Source organism: Siminovitchia terrae, assembly GCF_003605405.2.
Taxonomy (GTDB): domain Bacteria; phylum Bacillota; class Bacilli; order Bacillales; family Bacillaceae_C; genus Siminovitchia; species Siminovitchia terrae.
Genome location: NZ_QYTW02000001.1, coordinates 212,449 through 227,556, shown reverse-complemented (window position 1 = coordinate 227,556; position 15,108 = coordinate 212,449). Strand labels below are relative to the sequence as shown.

Genomic DNA, 15,108 nt, shown 5'->3' with positions numbered 1-15,108 from the left:
AGTGGGGGGCAAACCCCGGCTGAATAAAGTTAAAGCCTCCGGCGGATGCCACAGATTTTCAGAGGAGGTTAACGAGCGGGGCTCGATAAAATTTGGGCGCAAATACGCCAAAGCGCATTTGATTTTTGTACCTCCAAATTAATTTAGGTTCTGCTACATACGATCATCTTTATACAAAACAAAATAAGCATAAAGACATTGTGTAACAAAATTAGTGAGTGGAGACTATTTTCATGTGCGAATATCCCTATAATTTATTTAAATTTTTTTAAGTGCGCCAATTTCTTAAGTAATATTGCAATATAGATAGATTACCATATTTATCTAAACAATCGTTAAAAATTAGCCGAAATTTCAATTTTACCCTGCGAAAATATGGTTTTTCTCAGTACTCAAATTGAAATTTTCATGTGAATAATTTGTTCCTTAAAAAATCTTAATATCTCTTCATGTAAGTCCCGCTCAAACACTTCAATTTTTTAGCAGTTGGTCAAACGAATCATTAGTGTTGTATTGAATTATTAGAACCGTAACAGTGTTTTTGCTTCCCGTCTCAACCTTTGTGTACGCGTATTTGATAAATACTCTAATTTTCATAACAAAGCCCTTGAAAACAAGAACTATTTTCGTTAGACAAGCAATTGTCCTTTTTGATCATCATATACATGTAATCAGTGGGTCATTACATCAGGGGGGTGAGCATTTGTCGGGAATCATTACGGCTATCGGCTTGCTGTTCAAAGAACTTATTTTCCTTGTGTCATATGTAAAGAATAATGCATTTCCGCAGCCGCTTTCTTCGGAAGATGAAAAAAAATACTTAATGAGAATGGCGGAAGGAGATGAAGAAGCACGGAACATATTGATCGAACATAACCTCCGGCTTGTCGCCCACATCGTTAAGAAATTCGAAAATACTGGAGAAGATTCAGAGGATTTAATTTCAATCGGTACCATCGGGTTAATCAAGGCGATTGAAAGCTATTCGTTCGGAAAAGGAACAAAACTTGCAACATACGCAGCGAGATGTATAGAGAATGAGATTCTCATGCACTTACGGGCCCTCAAAAAAACACGCAAAGACGTTTCTCTGCATGATCCGATCGGGCAGGATAAAGAAGGAAACGAAATCTCATTAATTGATGTATTGAAATCTGATGCAGAGGATATTTTTGATACGATTCAACTAAATATGGAGCTGGAAAAAATCAAGGAGTATATTGACGTACTGGATGAAAGGGAAAAAGAAGTGATTGTCGGCAGATTTGGTCTGAATCTTGAAAAGGAACGGACACAGCGGGAAATAGCCAAAGAACTAGGTATTTCAAGAAGTTATGTCTCGCGAATTGAAAAAAGGGCTCTAATGAAGATGTTCCATGAGTTTTATAGAGCGGAAAAAGATAAGATGAAAAATATGAAGGGCGACGAAAAAGGAGGTTAGCAAATAAATTAAGGGAGGTCTGGAGTAATTTGCTTGGAAAAAATTATGGATGCGAACAATACGAATTGGAAGTACAGAGGATGATTTATGAAGGAGGGGCTATTTTTCAGGAATATCTCTTAAAAGAAAAAGAGATAAAAAAGACAGAAAAAAATATGAAGGATAGAAGGAAGTAAATAATAAAAAGCCAGTTTCGTGGAACAAGAGCGAAACTGGCTTTTTATTATACTTTTTTCAATGTAAACGTGCTGATCATTAGAAGTGATAGAACGAGAGTGATGAACAAGAAAGAAAATGGTGGGAGGTAAGGAATTGCCAAATAACTTAGAGTAAGCAGACAGCCTGCCGCTGTAATGGGAAGACCGGTGAAAAAGCCGTTATTATCGGAAATATTGAACCTCGCAAGTCGAAAAGCGCCGCAACCAATATAAAATATTGTAAAAAAGACGCCTGGGAAACCAAACAAATTTAAAATTCCTTGGTATAATAACAAAGCGGGTGCTACGCCAAAGGAAATGATATCACTTATGGAATCAAGCTGTTTTCCAAGTTCTGATTCGATTTGAAGCTTTCTTGCAACCATTCCGTCGAAACGATCGGTCATTGCAGCTATGAATATAAGCAGGAGGCTTAAATGAAGCTGACCATTAGTCCCTGCGATGATAGCAAAGCCACCCAGTCCCAGGTTTGTGAACGTTAGGACATTGGCCATCTGGGCTTTTAATTTTTTAATCGTATGATCGACGACATCGGACAGAAACATAACACTCCTCCTTTTCGGTATAATAGATATTTCATTATTTAATTATATGGTTTCTTCATCATAAAGTTAAGCATAAATTTAAGATTTGTTTGGAGGCAATCGGATTGAAAGCCGCTCTATATCGCTTTTTTATCGAACTTACAAATGGACCATTTATATCGGCAGCATTAAGGAAGTTTACAAATTCCCGGATGAGCAGAGTTTTTATTAAATCCTACGCTGCCCATTATCAAATAAATCAGGACGAGATGTCAAAAGATATCCGATCCTATTCTACCTTGCATTCTTTCTTCACAAGACGCTTGAAAGAAGGGGCAAGAGTAGTCGATAACACCCATGACAGTGTCGCTAGTCCTGTTGATGGTGTAATAGAAGACACGGGTACTATTACCTCCAGCAAGGAAATAATAGCCAAGGGAAAAACTTATTCAATTTCTGAGATGCTCGGAAGTAAGCATCAAACTGAAAAGTATGAAGGCGGGACGTATATCATTATATACTTAAGTCCTTCTCATTATCACAGAATTCATAGCCCTGTGAGCGGCAAAGTGGTAAATAGCTATTCCCTTGGGAGCAAATCGTTTCCGGTTAATCGGTTTGGATTAAAATTTGGACATTCTGTATTGGCGAAAAATCATCGGGTCGTCACCGAAATTTGTTCTGAAGAGACAACAGTTGCTGTAGTCAAGGTTGGGGCAATGTTCATCAACTCTGTTGTTGTCACGAATACGGAACGGGAATGGGAAAAAGGAGAAGAAGTCGCCTATTTTTCCTTCGGATCCACAGTAATCCTTCTTTTCCAAAAAGGAGCATTTATTCCAGGCGATATTGTCAAATCAGCAGGGGAAATAAAGATGGGAGAGCCACTTGGAAGATTGTCAGGCAAAAAAAATCAATAAAAAGCACCTGGGAAGGTGCTTTATTTAAAGAGTAAAGAAAGTATAACTTTTTATGGAAAATTTTATTCAAAGGAAGCTTTATCTTTGTCCAGCTACGACATACAGGACGTACTAGTGCAAGCGAAGCGACAGGATGTCGCGCACTGAGCTTGCCAGGCGCCATCGGCTCGAGGTCACAAGTCAAATTGCTGTGGTGGTTGAGGAACTCCCTCATCATAATTCGCCTTGTGCTTGTCGCCTAAGGCTGCGCGCCTTTCGCTTTTTCTTAAGTAATCATAAAATTAAACAAAATTTCTGTTATTTTTAGTTTCACAAACTGAGGCCCTAGTTTAGATTATACTGAAGGATGCAGGGGCCGGTTATCATTGAAGTAGGCTCGTAAGGAATTCAAAATAAACGTATTCCTTGAATACAACCTATTCAAGGAAGCTTTACTTCAACTTGTCGAAAGAAGCAGCCTGGAGTAATTTGATATTACCTGATTTTCTATGGTAATGAAGGACTTTGTTATTAAAGTTCATCCAGTACTTTTCTTTATACAGCTCTGTTCAGCAAGGCATTTTTGAGCGACGAGCCAATGAGCGACGTTCTATTTCGGTTTCCATAAGACTGATGAATTCAGGGTTTAGGTTTAATCTTTTTGCTTTAAAATAAGTTTCAATCAATAATTCGTCGGATAGCTTTTTCACCAGCTTCACCTCCAGAAGATATTCACGTTCTAAAGCAAAGGCATATTGAATAAAATGATAAGTTCTTTTATTGTAACTTCACTTTAGCAAAGAAAACCTTATGGAACAAGCGTTCTTTTATCCACAATCAACAGTGGATAACCTGTGGTCAATTTGTTTATAACAGGATTTAAGCTGTTCGTTGATACCTTTGTTCTGTTCGTAAAGTTACCCACAATTTAGGTTGGTGTTGGAATTTGTCGAAAAGTTTAGGAAATATTTTTCTTCCTGTAATATTTTGAAACTCTTTGGCAGATTGATTAAGATTGAAATATGATGAAGAAATAATGGGGTGCATAATTTGTTAAAACAATTTTTACCGAATGAGTATGTGAAAAGCATTTTTTCAATAGATCCAGCTGTTTTAAAAGCAAAGGGCGTGAAAGGAATTATCACTGATTTGGATAATACACTTGTTGAATGGGACCGCCCTTATGCTACTCCCCAGCTAATCGAATGGCTGGAGGAGTTAAAGAGCCATGACATGAAAGTGACGATTGTTTCGAACAATAATGAAAAAAGAGTAGGAGATTTTTCTAATCCATTGAATATCCCATTTATTCATAGAGCCAAAAAGCCATCCAGGAAAGCTTTTAAGCGGGCCGTGAGAGAAATGGGATTATCGCGTGAGGAGACTGTGATTATCGGCGACCAGCTTTTGACAGATGTGTTCGGGGGCAATCGTGCCGGATTTTATACTATTCTTGTTGTCCCAGTTGCCCAGTCAGATGGTTTTTTTACGCGCTTTAACCGAATGGTGGAAAGAAGGATCATGTCTAAGTTTAAACGTAGAGGTCTAGTTAAATGGGAGGAATGAACGTGAACAATTTACATTGCATCGGTTGCGGTGTAGCTATCCAGACTGATAGGCCGGGTGAACTCGGATATACACCTCGCTCTGCATTGGAGAAAGAAGAAATCATCTGCCAGAGATGCTTTCGCTTAAGACATTACAACGAAGTGCAGGACGTGGAATTGTCGGATCAAAGCTTCCTGGATATCCTCCATGCGATTGGTAATACAGACAGCCTGATTGTTAAGATCATTGATATTTTTGATTTCAATGGAAGCTGGATTCCTGGTCTTCAAAGGTTTGTTGGCAAAAATCCAATTCTTTTAGTTGGTAATAAAGCGGATCTTCTGCCAAAATCGACCAACACAAATAAATTGGTCAACTGGATGAAAAAGCAGGCGAAGGAATTGGGACTCAGTCCTTTGGATGTTTTACTTGTCAGTGCTGCGAAAGGCAACGGAATCCAAGAGGCACTTGCTGAAATCGACTCTCTTCGCCAGGGAAAAGATGTGTATATTGTAGGCTGTACTAATGTAGGAAAGTCTACGTTTATCAACCGTATCATTAAGACTGCTGCGGGTGGGAATGATGTGATTACCACTTCACATGTGCCAGGCACAACGCTCGATATGATTGAAATCTCGCTGGATGACGGAAAAAGTCTCGTTGATACCCCGGGCATTATCAACCATCATCAAATGGCACACTATGTAAGTAAAAAAGATTTGAAGATCATTACGCCTAAAAAAGAAATCAAACCGCGTGTCTATCAATTAAATGAAAACCAGACATTATTCTTCGGAGGTCTTGCAAGGTTTGATTACATCAAAGGTGGTCGTAGACCAGTTGTTTGTTATTTGGCGAATAGCATTGATATCCACCGGACCAAGCTTGAAAAGGCGGACGAGCTGTATGAGAAACATGCTGGTGAAATGCTTCAGCCTCCAGGAAAAGAGGAGCTTGAAAATTTTCCGGAGCTCGTCAGACATGAATTCAAATTAAAAGATGATAAAATGGATATCGTCTTTTCGGGGCTTGGCTGGATCACGTTAAAAGAACAGGGAGCGCAGGTTGCGGCGTATGCGCCTAAAGGTGTTTCGGTCTTATTAAGGCCTTCTCTTATTTAACTTCATTTAGCAGAAGTCTCCCACTTCTGTAAGTGGTGAGATGAATGCAAATTGGTATTCCATTCAGCAGGGGGTTCAAACACCGGCTGAATAAAGTTAAAGCCTCCGGCGGATGCCACAGATTTTCAGAGGAAGTTTATCGAGCGGGGCTCGATAAAAATCTGGGCGTAAATACGCCAAGGCGCATTTGATTATATAAAGACAGGATGATTGGTTTGAAAAAATTATATGGCGTGATCGGGGATCCGATAGCCCATTCATTATCACCGGCAATGCATAATAAAGAGCTCCAGGAGCTTGAAATCGATGCTTATTATCATCCATTCCATATAAAAGGGAAGGATTTGAAAATGGCTGTAGATGGAATGAAAGTGATAGGGGTTGCCGGTTTTAATGTCACTATCCCTCATAAAACAGCTATCATTCCATTATTGGATAAAGTTGATCCGCTTGCTGAAGCCATCGGCGCAGTCAATACGGTTGTCAGGGAAGATAATTTATTAGTCGGCTATAATACTGACGGCGCCGGCTTTGTGGAGTCTCTCAAGCAAGCTTGGAAAGAAGATTTTACAGGGGAGCGGGCCTTAATAATAGGAGCCGGAGGTGCGGCAAAGGCGATCTATTATACATTATTGTCCATTGGGGTTCAGCGGGTGGATATTTGTAACAGGACGATTCAAAAAGCAGAAGCATTGATTGCAGGCCAGCCTTATCAAGCTGATTCAAAAGCGATAACATTGGAAGAAGGGGAAGCAAACATTGGGGACTATTCCTTGATTATACAGACGACTTCCATAGGAATGGATCCTGAGATAGGTAAAAGCCCTATTTCATTAGAAGGTGTCAGGTCATCTGCTTTTGTTTCTGACATTATTTATAATCCAGCTGAAACAATGTTCCTTAAACAGGCGGCACAAAAAGGGGCAAAAACGCAAAACGGCCTTGGCATGCTTGTTTATCAAGGGGCGTTGGCTTTTGAAAAATGGACAAATGTCAAACCGGATGTCTTGCGCATGAAACAGACTTTGACTAATTTCTTGGAGGAATCACCATGCTGACTGGAAAGCAAAAAAGATTTTTACGAGCAAAAGCGCATCATCTCCAGCCTATTTTTCAAGTTGGAAAAGGCGGAGTAAGCGAAAATATGATAAAACAGATTGATGATGCATTAGAAGCGCGGGAGCTGCTCAAAATAAGCATTCTTCAAAATTGTGAAGAAGACAGGGAGACTGTGGCTGAGGAAATAGTCAGAGGCACTCATAGTGAACTTGTACAAATCATCGGGCGAATCATCGTTCTATATAAGGAATCACGTGAAAACAAACAAATAGAGCTGCCGGCAAAGGGTTGATCGGATGAAAAGGAAAATAGGCATTTTGGGAGGAACGTTTGATCCTCTGCATCTGGGTCATCTGATCATAGCAAATGAAGTACTGGATCGTTTGGGGCTTGATGAAGTGAAATTTATGCCTAATCATGAACCGCCACACAAAGACCGGAATACCGGGACTACGGCGGAAAATCGACTGGCCATGCTGGAAAGGGCTATTGAAGGACATCCGAAATTTTCTATAGAAACAATAGAATTAAATCAAGCCGGACGCTCTTACACATACGATACGATGAAGATATTAAAAGAGAAGAATCCGGATAACGACTATTATTTTATTATCGGGGCTGACATGGTGGAATATTTGCCCCACTGGTATAATATTGAAGAGTTAGTCAAGCTTGTTCAGTTTGTTGGTACGAATCGGCCTCATAATAAATTGGAAAGTCCCTATCCGGTTAAATTTGTCGAAGTCCCGATGATTGAAATTTCTTCCTCCATGATCAGAGACCGAATAAAAAGAGGAATGTCCATAAAATATTTATTGCCGGATCAGGTTATTCGTTATATAGAGGAGAATTATTTATATGAATCGTGAACAAGCTTTTACTATAGTCAATGAAAAAATAGCAGGTCCGCGATATGAACATACAAAAAGGGTCGCGGAAACAGCAGAAAAACTTGCTGTCAAATATGGAGAAGATGTTGAGAAAACAGTTCTGGCTGCGATTTTTCATGATTACGCCAAACTTCTTCCTGTCGATGGGTTGAGAAAAATCATTTCTGATCATCAGATGGATCCCCGGTTAGTGGATTACCATCCGGAACTTTGGCATGGTCCGGCAGGAGCTATACTTGTCCGGGACGAAATAGGAATTGATGATCTAGATATTTTCAATGCGATCCGCTATCATACAACCGGGAGGGCAGGAATGTCGCTCCTGGAAAAAATCATTTATATTGCGGATTATATAGAGCCAGGAAGGCAGTTTGACGGTCTTGATGAAGTTAGAATGCTTGCAGACATTGATTTGGATAAAGCTTTAAGAAAGTCTCTGGGCAATACAATCAAGTTTTTAATCGACAAATCTACCCCTGTTTTTCCTGACACATTTGAAGCATATAACGATATGTTTAAAAAATAAGGAGGAGATAAAATTTGGATTCAAAAGCACTTTTGAAAACGGTAGTAAAGGCTGCCGATGACAAAAAAGCGGAAGACATTGTGGTCTTGAATATGCAAGGGATTTCACTTATTACGGATTATTTTCTCATCTGCCATGGGACATCAGAAAAACAGGTTCAGGCGATTGCACGGGAAGTGAAATCAGCTGCAGAGAAAGCGGGCCTTGATGTCAAGAAAATAGAAGGATTCGAAGAAGCCAAATGGGTTTTGATTGACATGGGGGATGTGATTGCACACGTGTTCCATAGAGATGAAAGAAACTATTACAATCTTGAAAGGCTTTGGGGAGATGCCCCGATCGAAAATATCCAAAAGGAATTGGCTCCGTGAGTTATGAACAGCTAGCGTATGTATACGACCATTTGATGGCTGATGCGCCATATGATAGCTGGGTCCGATATTTATGCGAGGAAACGGAACACTTTCAGGCACCCGGAAACCGGGTGCTTGATTTAGGCTGCGGTACGGGTGAGTTGTCTATCCGCCTGATCAAGAAGGGGTTCGATGTAACTGGAGTGGATATGTCAGAGAATATGCTGGCTGTTGCTGCAGAAAAAGCAGGAAAAGAAGGCGTGGTTTTTCCCTTGTTCCAACAAGATATGAGCAAGCTCGAGGGATTACCAGAATACGACATTGCCACGATATTTTGCGACTCCCTCAATTATTTATCAACGCCTGAAGAAGTAAGGGATACCTTTCGTCATGTCCATAGTCATTTAGCGCCGGAAGGCTTGTTCCTATTTGATGTCCATTCCACTTATCAAATGGCCCAAATTTTTTCAAATCAGACGTTTACATTGAATGAGGAGGAAGTTGCTTATATATGGAGCTCCTTCCCAGGAGAAGAGCCTCATTCAGTTGAGCATGATTTGACCTTCTTTGTTTTGGACGAAGAGTCAGGCCGGTATGACCGAATCGAAGAGTTTCACCAACAGAGAACCTTTCCGGTACGTGATTTTATAAATTGGCTTCAGGAAGCCAGCTTTGATGTTCTTTCCGTCACTACTGATTTTAGCGATGCTCCTCCGGAGGAAACATCTCAACGCATCTTTTTTACGTGCAGAAAAAAATAAGGGGAGGCCGCCTCAGATTGCGAAGTCCTGTGGCTTCGGCAGGCTCAGGACGCGACATCCTGTCGCTTCGCTTGCACTAGTACTTCCTGTCCGTCCGTGGTACTAGGGATTCCTTGCCCGTCGCTGCTTTAAAGCGTCGCACCCTGTGGCCTCAGCATGCTCAGGGTACGACCGTCCGATGTCTTGTTTGCCCTAGTATCATTGGTGCTTGGGCCTCCTTCTTTTTTGCGATACGACCCATAAAAAAAGAAGGGATTTTGCTTTGAATATAGAATACATTGTTATGAGTTAAATTTTTTGTAGATATGAAAGGCTTCATCGGCAAATTTTTTATGTGTTGCGCGGAAAAGCTTTTCAAACAATTCCCCTTTTTCCTGCTCCATGACAGCGATGCCTTCTCCTGTAATTCCTCCTTTGACGCAAACTTTTTCCTGTAAGGTAGGCAATGTGTAATGCTTCTGTTTTAAAAGCTCCCCCAGTCCAATCAACATATTTTCTGACAGCATCGTTGCTGTATCCTCATCAATTTTAGTTTCTGCCACTGCGGCTTCGATGAAACTTCTTGTCAAAAAACTGATAAACGCAGGTCCACAACTTACAATATCCGAGGAAACCCGAATAATGCTTTCATCTATTTCAAGTGGGACGGATACCTTGGAAAACATCTCCCACAATGTATCTTTCCAATGTTTTTTACAACTGCTTCCAAACGTAAACAGAGACACTCCTGCTAAAGCCCTGTTCGTGATGCTTGGAATGATTCGTACACAAGATGAATCAACCAACTGCTCCAGCCAAGGCACCTGGATAGGGCTGGTAATCGAAACAAGACATTTTTCCCGACTGAACAATGGAGCTTTTTCTTTTGTCAAAGAAATAATATCCAACGGCTTTACACAAATAAAAATGATATCTGACTGCTTTATGACTTCGTCCGGGTTTTCCACAGTGATATCTCCATACACTTGTTTAAGCCTGTCAGCTTTAGGTTTTGTCCGATTGGTGATCATGAGATCCGAAGGAGAAACCGCTCCGCCAGTGATCAAGGCCTCTAGAAGAATGGTTCCCATGTTTCCAGTTCCAATAATTCCGACCTTCATGCTGTTCCCCCCTTCAACTTTTCTCTATCCCTGACAATCTATGCTTTTAAAAGAAAATTATTCATATAGAAAGGCTGGCGATTTGAAATGATTTGGCTGGAAAAATATAAGATGCTTTTAATCGGTGGCGTCGTAACTGCTCTTGTGGTATTTCTTTTTATTAGTAAACCAAAAGAGGAACTATCAGCCGGGGGTGATGCTGGCCTACCTGGAGTGATGGAGGAGAAAAGTGAGAAACCTTTTGAAATGGAAGAACACGAGGTAGCTTCAGGGCCGCTCTTTGTCGATGTGAAAGGAGCTGTTTCTTCGCCTGGACTTTATGAGGCTAAGGAGGGAGATCGAGTTCTTGATGCTATTGATCAGGCTGGAGGGCTGATCAATACCGCCGATGAGAAGCAGGTTAATTTTGCTCAAAAAGTCCATGATGAAATGATCATTTATATACCGGAAAAAGGAGAGGTCGTCGAAGAAGCGCTGCCTGCAATGGCAGCCCCTTCAAGTACTCAGGCAGCTGGTAAGATAAATATCAATCGGGCTGATTTATCTGAGCTTCAGAACCTTCCAGGAGTGGGCCCGGCCAAAGCACAAGCAATCATTGACTATAGAGAGGAGCAGGGGCCTTTTAAAAAGGTGGAAGATATTCAGAATGTTTCAGGCATCGGTGAAAAAACATTTGAAAAACTGCAGGAATCAATCACTGTCAATTGACTGGAGCAGATACAAGCCGATAAACTAAAAGAAAACGTCAAAAAGGGAGCAGCATATGGAAAGAATATCTTGGAAACAGTATTTCATGGCCCAAAGCCATTTATTATCATTCCGAAGCACTTGCACGAGACTTACGGTCGGAGCGACAATCGTAAGGGATAATAGGATTATTGCAGGGGGATATAACGGATCAATCGCAGGTGGTGTCCATTGTATTGACGAAGGCTGTTATGTGATTGACGGGCATTGCGTCAGGACGATCCACGCCGAAATGAATGCAATTATCCAATGTGCGAAATTTGGAGTTCTGACGGATGGAGCGGAAATATACGTCACACATTTCCCATGTCTCCAATGCACGAAGGGGATTATTCAGGCAGGAATAAAGGCGGTGTATTACGCTGAGGATTATAAAAATCATCCGCACGCAGTCGAATTATTTGAACAGGCTGGGGTTCATATGGAACAGGTGCCGCTGGATAGGGACATCTTCATGAAATTTGCCTATGCAAATGAATAAGAAAAGTGAAAGTCGCGCAGCCTTAGGTGACAAGCACAAGGCGAATTGCGAGAAGGCGTTTCCTCAGCCACCACAGCAAAGCTGCTCATTTCAATTACATCGTGAAAAGCTTCCTTGAGTATGCTTCATGCAGCTTTGCGACGAAGGAAACATATGCTTCCTTGAATGNGCAAAGCTGCTCATTTCAATTACATCGTGAAAAGCTTCCTTGAGTATGCTTCATGCAGCTTTGCGACGAAGGAAACATATGCTTCCTTGAATGAGCTGTGCCGCAGGAGCACATTCTTCCTGAATAAACTTCCGCGTGACTTGATCCTTGCGCCGATGGCGCCTGGCCTCCTCAAGCCGCCATATCCTGTCGCTTCGCTTGCACTAGTACTAGCAGACATATAAAATCTTAATTTGAACAAAATATTTCATTTAATTTTATGCTTTCTCTTATAAAAAAGGGGGCTGGAACCGCCCCTTATCATTACTTAACAAAGGAGGCAGCTATGTCAGGAAAATGGGTTTTCATGGCGCTGGCAGCTTTCACTGGCATTCTTTTGTCTTTTGAGCTGCATTTGATATCAATCCTTGTACTTTCCATCATTATCATTAGGATTGTTCATCGTGAAAGCTTCAAAATACTCATCTTTTACTTTGCCTTTGTACTATTATTCTTTTTTGCCAGTGAGTATACGAAAGTTACACATGTTTCTTACTACAAATCCCCTGCGAAACTTCAAGCTGTTGTTCTGACCTTCAAAGAATATCCTCAAATTGACGGAAATCGACTCAAAGCTGTCGCCGTCTCCCCTCAAAAAGAAAAATTTATGCTACTTTATAAAATTCCTACAGAAGGTGAAAAAGATGAACTAGTAAGGAAGCTGCGTGCCGGAACTGCCTGCACTGTGGATGGTAAATTAGTATGGCCTGAAGCCAATCGAAATGAGCATGCTTTTAATTATGAACAATATTTAAAAAGAATGAACATCCACTGGATATTTGAACCGGGCAGTATCTCCACTTTTGATTGCCATTCAAGCGGTACATCTTTGACGGCCACTTTACAAAACTTGCGTGCATTAGGCGTGCAAGTAATTGAAAACGAATTTCCGGAAAAACTGGCTTCTTATGCTTCTGCGCTCATTTTTGGCGAAAGATCATTCATTTCAGAAGAGGCGGATCATTCATATAAACAGCTTGGGGTGGTGCATTTACTTGCCATATCCGGTCTTCATGTGGGCATCATTGTCGGGAGTGTTTTCTTTTTGTGTATATGGGCGGGGATGACGAGAGAGACCGTCTTTTGGACGCTTTTTTTCCTTTTGCCGGTATATGCAGTCTTGAGTGGCGGCAATCCTCCAGTAATTAGGGCAGTCATAATGGCTATCCTGATTTTATCGGCAAATAGATGGCGGCTTCCGCTCTCCACACTGGATATTTTTTCACTTAGTTTCATGTTGTTTCTTTTATTTGACCCTTTATTGATTTATCATATTGGTTTTCAGCTTTCCTTTGCAGTCAGCTTTGCATTGACAGTATCATTCGCTTACTTTCTCCATCAAAAAGTACATGTCATTTTACAAATGATAAACATATCGCTCATTTCCATGCTTTCCTCATTGCCTATTCTTTCTTATCATTTTTACGAATTTTCCTTAATCAGTATCGCTGCAAACCTGCTTTTCGTCCCGTTTTATACAATCATCTTATTGCCGGCTGTTTTCTTGCTTTTTGCTATTTCATTTATAAAATTGCCGTTTTTTGATTTTGTGGCTGGAGTTCTTGACGGGGTTGTACATTTCTCAGAGAAAGTTGCATCAGCAGCCGGATCCATGCCTTATTCAATGTTTTTGACAGGGAAGCCCTCGGCTCTCAGCATGATTTTCATCGTGGGCGGCATCCTGATTTTTTTCGTATTGAGGGAAAGGAGGATTCATCCTCTAAAATGCGCTTTACCTCTTATCCTTGTTTTAACTGCATATTCTGCAAGTCAAAAGTACTCGCCTTATGGAGAAGTGGTTTTCGTTGATGTAGGACAAGGTGACAGTATTTTAATCAAGCTCCCTTACAATCGCGGAGTCTACATGATTGATACGGGCGGGCAGCTCCATTTCCCTGTTGCCGAATGGCAAGAGAGAAGGAAGCCGTTCAAGGTAGGAAGAGACACGCTGCTCCCTTTTTTAAAAAGTAAAAAGATCAGCCGGATTGATAAATTGATTTTAACCCATAGCGATGCCGACCATATCGGAGCGGCTGATGAGCTGATCAGTGAACTGAAAATTGGAGAAATTTTAATCAGTCCGAATTCCTGGGAAAAACCGATGATGGCGGATATCGTAAATCGTGCTTTTGAAGAAAAGATAAAAGTGAAAGAAGTAAAAGCCGGATATGGGTGGGAAAATAAATCAGGATCGTTTTATTTCGTTTATCCATTTGATGATGAATACGAAGGGAATGATGATTCACTTGTTCTGCATGCTTACTTTGGAGGACTTAGCTGGCTGTTTACCGGTGATTTGGAGAAAGGGGGAGAACAGGAAGTGATATCAGCATACGGCAAGCTGGAGATTGATGTGTTAAAAGTGGGCCATCATGGCAGCCGGGGATCGTCCAGCGAGCCTTTCATTCAAATGATAAGCCCTGAATATGCTGTTATTTCGGCGGGAAAATCAAACAGGTACGGCCATCCACATGCTGAGGTCCTGGAAATTCTTGAAGGAGAGAATGTACGAACAGTACGGACGGATGAGTCCGGTGCAATTCACTATCGATTTACATCCAAAGGGGGAACCTTTAAGACGGTGCTGCCATATGATAGTGCGAGAAGTCCTTAAAGAGGATGTTCAAAAAATCAACCAATAATAAGCGGCAAATCTCTTCGTTGGCTTGTTTCTGTACTACTCATGTATCTAAAAGCATATATTCAGCTGCTCGTAACTTCGCCGCCTCGATCTTTTTGCTTCTAATTTGGCAACTTTTTGAACACGCACATAAAGGAAAAGAAGAAGCTCGCCTTTTACGCAAACTTCTTCTTTCTTGGATGAATAATTGCATGATTCCCGCCAAAAACCATTATTGCTCCAAACGCCTTCTTCTTAAGGCTCTTTTTCTGATTACTTTCCGAGCACTTCGATTACTGTGCCAATCACAAAAATGGCTGTGAAGAATACAAATGATACAACGAAACCAACTCCTGAATCGACAGCATCATTACGCGTGGACTGTACATTTTGTTCAAATTCAAATTCAGATTCTCTCACAACTACCCCTCCTATTTCCACTATAGTATAGATGAAGCTTTGAAAAAAATCCACTTTCCTTTTACCTCAGTTGACAAGAGTTGACACATATACTTTTTTTGCTTGTGGTCAAACTATCTTTACGGACGTTACTCCGCTTTTGAATGAGTGTCCTAGGCCTCGTTTAAAGGCGTTCAATATAGATTAGGGGGC

20 protein-coding genes are annotated in these 15,108 nt (G+C 41.0%); 16 read left to right on the top strand and 4 right to left on the bottom strand.

What is annotated here, in order from left to right:
* The first annotated feature begins 1 nt into the window (after position 1).
* The 3 genes from D5F11_RS25770 to D5F11_RS25765 all read left to right on the top strand — a co-directional run bounded on the left by D5F11_RS25770 (position 2) and on the right by D5F11_RS25765 (position 1,617).
* Positions 2–142: a hypothetical protein gene (locus D5F11_RS25770; protein ID WP_185830427.1), complete on the top strand. Its 141-nt coding sequence runs from the start codon at positions 2–4 to the stop codon at positions 140–142.
* Between the two features lie 561 nt (positions 143–703).
* Complete coding sequence (gene sigK / locus D5F11_RS01125; RefSeq protein WP_120114896.1) at positions 704–1,441, top strand: RNA polymerase sporulation sigma factor SigK; 738 nt, start codon at positions 704–706, stop codon at positions 1,439–1,441.
* 29 nt (positions 1,442–1,470) lie between these two features.
* Entirely contained in the window at positions 1,471–1,617 is a 147-nt protein-coding gene (locus tag D5F11_RS25765; protein ID WP_185830426.1) for a hypothetical protein, read from the top strand.
* Between the two features lie 47 nt (positions 1,618–1,664).
* Here the strand turns inward: D5F11_RS25765 and pssA are convergent, their stop codons facing one another.
* A complete protein-coding gene (gene pssA, locus D5F11_RS01120) occupies positions 1,665–2,204 on the bottom strand; it encodes a CDP-diacylglycerol--serine O-phosphatidyltransferase (RefSeq protein ID WP_120114897.1) in 540 nt (179 codons plus the stop codon).
* A 104-nt stretch (positions 2,205–2,308) separates the two neighbouring features.
* On the opposite strand from pssA, the gene D5F11_RS01115 reads away from it, so the two are divergent.
* A complete protein-coding gene (locus D5F11_RS01115; protein WP_120114898.1) occupies positions 2,309–3,103 on the top strand; it encodes a phosphatidylserine decarboxylase in 795 nt (264 codons plus the stop codon).
* A 548-nt stretch (positions 3,104–3,651) separates the two neighbouring features.
* Here D5F11_RS01115 and sda read toward each other — a convergent pair.
* Entirely contained in the window at positions 3,652–3,792 is a 141-nt protein-coding gene (gene sda, locus D5F11_RS01110; protein WP_120114899.1) for a sporulation histidine kinase inhibitor Sda, read from the bottom strand.
* A gap of 340 nt (positions 3,793–4,132) precedes the next feature.
* Here sda and D5F11_RS01105 point away from each other — a divergent pair, with 340 nt between their 5' ends.
* Genes D5F11_RS01105 through D5F11_RS01070 form a run of 9 tightly spaced genes read left to right on the top strand, consistent with a single transcriptional unit; the run spans position 4,133 to position 9,340 of the window.
* Entirely contained in the window at positions 4,133–4,648 is a 516-nt protein-coding gene (locus tag D5F11_RS01105; RefSeq protein ID WP_120114900.1) for a YqeG family HAD IIIA-type phosphatase, read from the top strand.
* A complete protein-coding gene (gene yqeH / locus D5F11_RS01100) occupies positions 4,645–5,751 on the top strand; it encodes a ribosome biogenesis GTPase YqeH (protein ID WP_120115103.1) in 1,107 nt (368 codons plus the stop codon). Before D5F11_RS01105 ends, yqeH begins: the two co-directional genes overlap by 4 nt.
* 44 nt (positions 5,752–5,795) lie before the next feature.
* On the top strand, positions 5,796–5,942 hold the full coding sequence (locus D5F11_RS25760) for a hypothetical protein (protein WP_185830425.1): 147 nt from the start codon (positions 5,796–5,798) through the stop codon (positions 5,940–5,942).
* 24 nt (positions 5,943–5,966) lie between these two features.
* The gene (gene aroE, locus D5F11_RS01095; protein ID WP_120114901.1) at positions 5,967–6,809 is read left to right on the top strand and encodes a shikimate dehydrogenase; all 843 of its coding nucleotides are present in this window, start codon (positions 5,967–5,969) and stop codon (positions 6,807–6,809) included.
* Positions 6,803–7,102 carry a ribosome assembly RNA-binding protein YhbY gene (gene yhbY / locus D5F11_RS01090; RefSeq protein ID WP_120114902.1) on the top strand — a complete coding sequence of 100 codons (300 nt, stop codon included), beginning with the start codon at positions 6,803–6,805 and terminating at the stop codon, positions 7,100–7,102. The genes aroE and yhbY overlap by 7 nt, the downstream gene beginning before the upstream one ends.
* A gap of 4 nt (positions 7,103–7,106) precedes the next feature.
* Entirely contained in the window at positions 7,107–7,679 is a 573-nt protein-coding gene (locus D5F11_RS01085; protein ID WP_120114903.1) for a nicotinate-nucleotide adenylyltransferase, read from the top strand.
* Positions 7,669–8,226 carry a bis(5'-nucleosyl)-tetraphosphatase (symmetrical) YqeK gene (yqeK, locus tag D5F11_RS01080; RefSeq protein ID WP_120114904.1) on the top strand — a complete coding sequence of 186 codons (558 nt, stop codon included), beginning with the start codon at positions 7,669–7,671 and terminating at the stop codon, positions 8,224–8,226. The genes D5F11_RS01085 and yqeK overlap by 11 nt, the downstream gene beginning before the upstream one ends.
* 14 nt (positions 8,227–8,240) lie before the next feature.
* On the top strand, positions 8,241–8,597 hold the full coding sequence (gene rsfS / locus D5F11_RS01075) for a ribosome silencing factor (RefSeq protein ID WP_120114905.1): 357 nt from the start codon (positions 8,241–8,243) through the stop codon (positions 8,595–8,597).
* On the top strand, positions 8,594–9,340 hold the full coding sequence (locus D5F11_RS01070; RefSeq protein ID WP_120114906.1) for a class I SAM-dependent DNA methyltransferase: 747 nt from the start codon (positions 8,594–8,596) through the stop codon (positions 9,338–9,340). Before rsfS ends, D5F11_RS01070 begins: the two co-directional genes overlap by 4 nt.
* Positions 9,341–9,621: 281 nt before the next feature.
* Here the strand turns inward: D5F11_RS01070 and comER are convergent, their stop codons facing one another.
* Complete coding sequence (comER, locus tag D5F11_RS01065; protein ID WP_120114907.1) at positions 9,622–10,440, bottom strand: late competence protein ComER; 819 nt, start codon at positions 10,438–10,440, stop codon at positions 9,622–9,624.
* An 87-nt stretch (positions 10,441–10,527) separates the two neighbouring features.
* On the opposite strand from comER, the gene D5F11_RS01060 reads away from it, so the two are divergent.
* From D5F11_RS01060 to D5F11_RS01050, 3 genes are all read left to right on the top strand, one after another.
* The gene (locus D5F11_RS01060) at positions 10,528–11,148 is read left to right on the top strand and encodes a helix-hairpin-helix domain-containing protein (protein ID WP_120114908.1); all 621 of its coding nucleotides are present in this window, start codon (positions 10,528–10,530) and stop codon (positions 11,146–11,148) included.
* Between the two features lie 55 nt (positions 11,149–11,203).
* The gene (locus D5F11_RS01055; RefSeq protein ID WP_120114909.1) at positions 11,204–11,668 is read left to right on the top strand and encodes a ComE operon protein 2; all 465 of its coding nucleotides are present in this window, start codon (positions 11,204–11,206) and stop codon (positions 11,666–11,668) included.
* 494 nt (positions 11,669–12,162) lie between these two features.
* Positions 12,163–14,490 (top strand): DNA internalization-related competence protein ComEC/Rec2, encoded by a 2,328-nt coding sequence (locus D5F11_RS01050; protein ID WP_185830424.1) that lies wholly within the window; start codon positions 12,163–12,165, stop codon positions 14,488–14,490.
* Between the two features lie 279 nt (positions 14,491–14,769).
* Here D5F11_RS01050 and D5F11_RS01045 read toward each other — a convergent pair whose 3' ends face one another.
* On the bottom strand, positions 14,770–14,916 hold the full coding sequence (locus D5F11_RS01045) for a YqzM family protein (protein WP_120114911.1): 147 nt from the start codon (positions 14,914–14,916) through the stop codon (positions 14,770–14,772).
* Positions 14,917–15,108 lie beyond the last annotated feature (192 nt).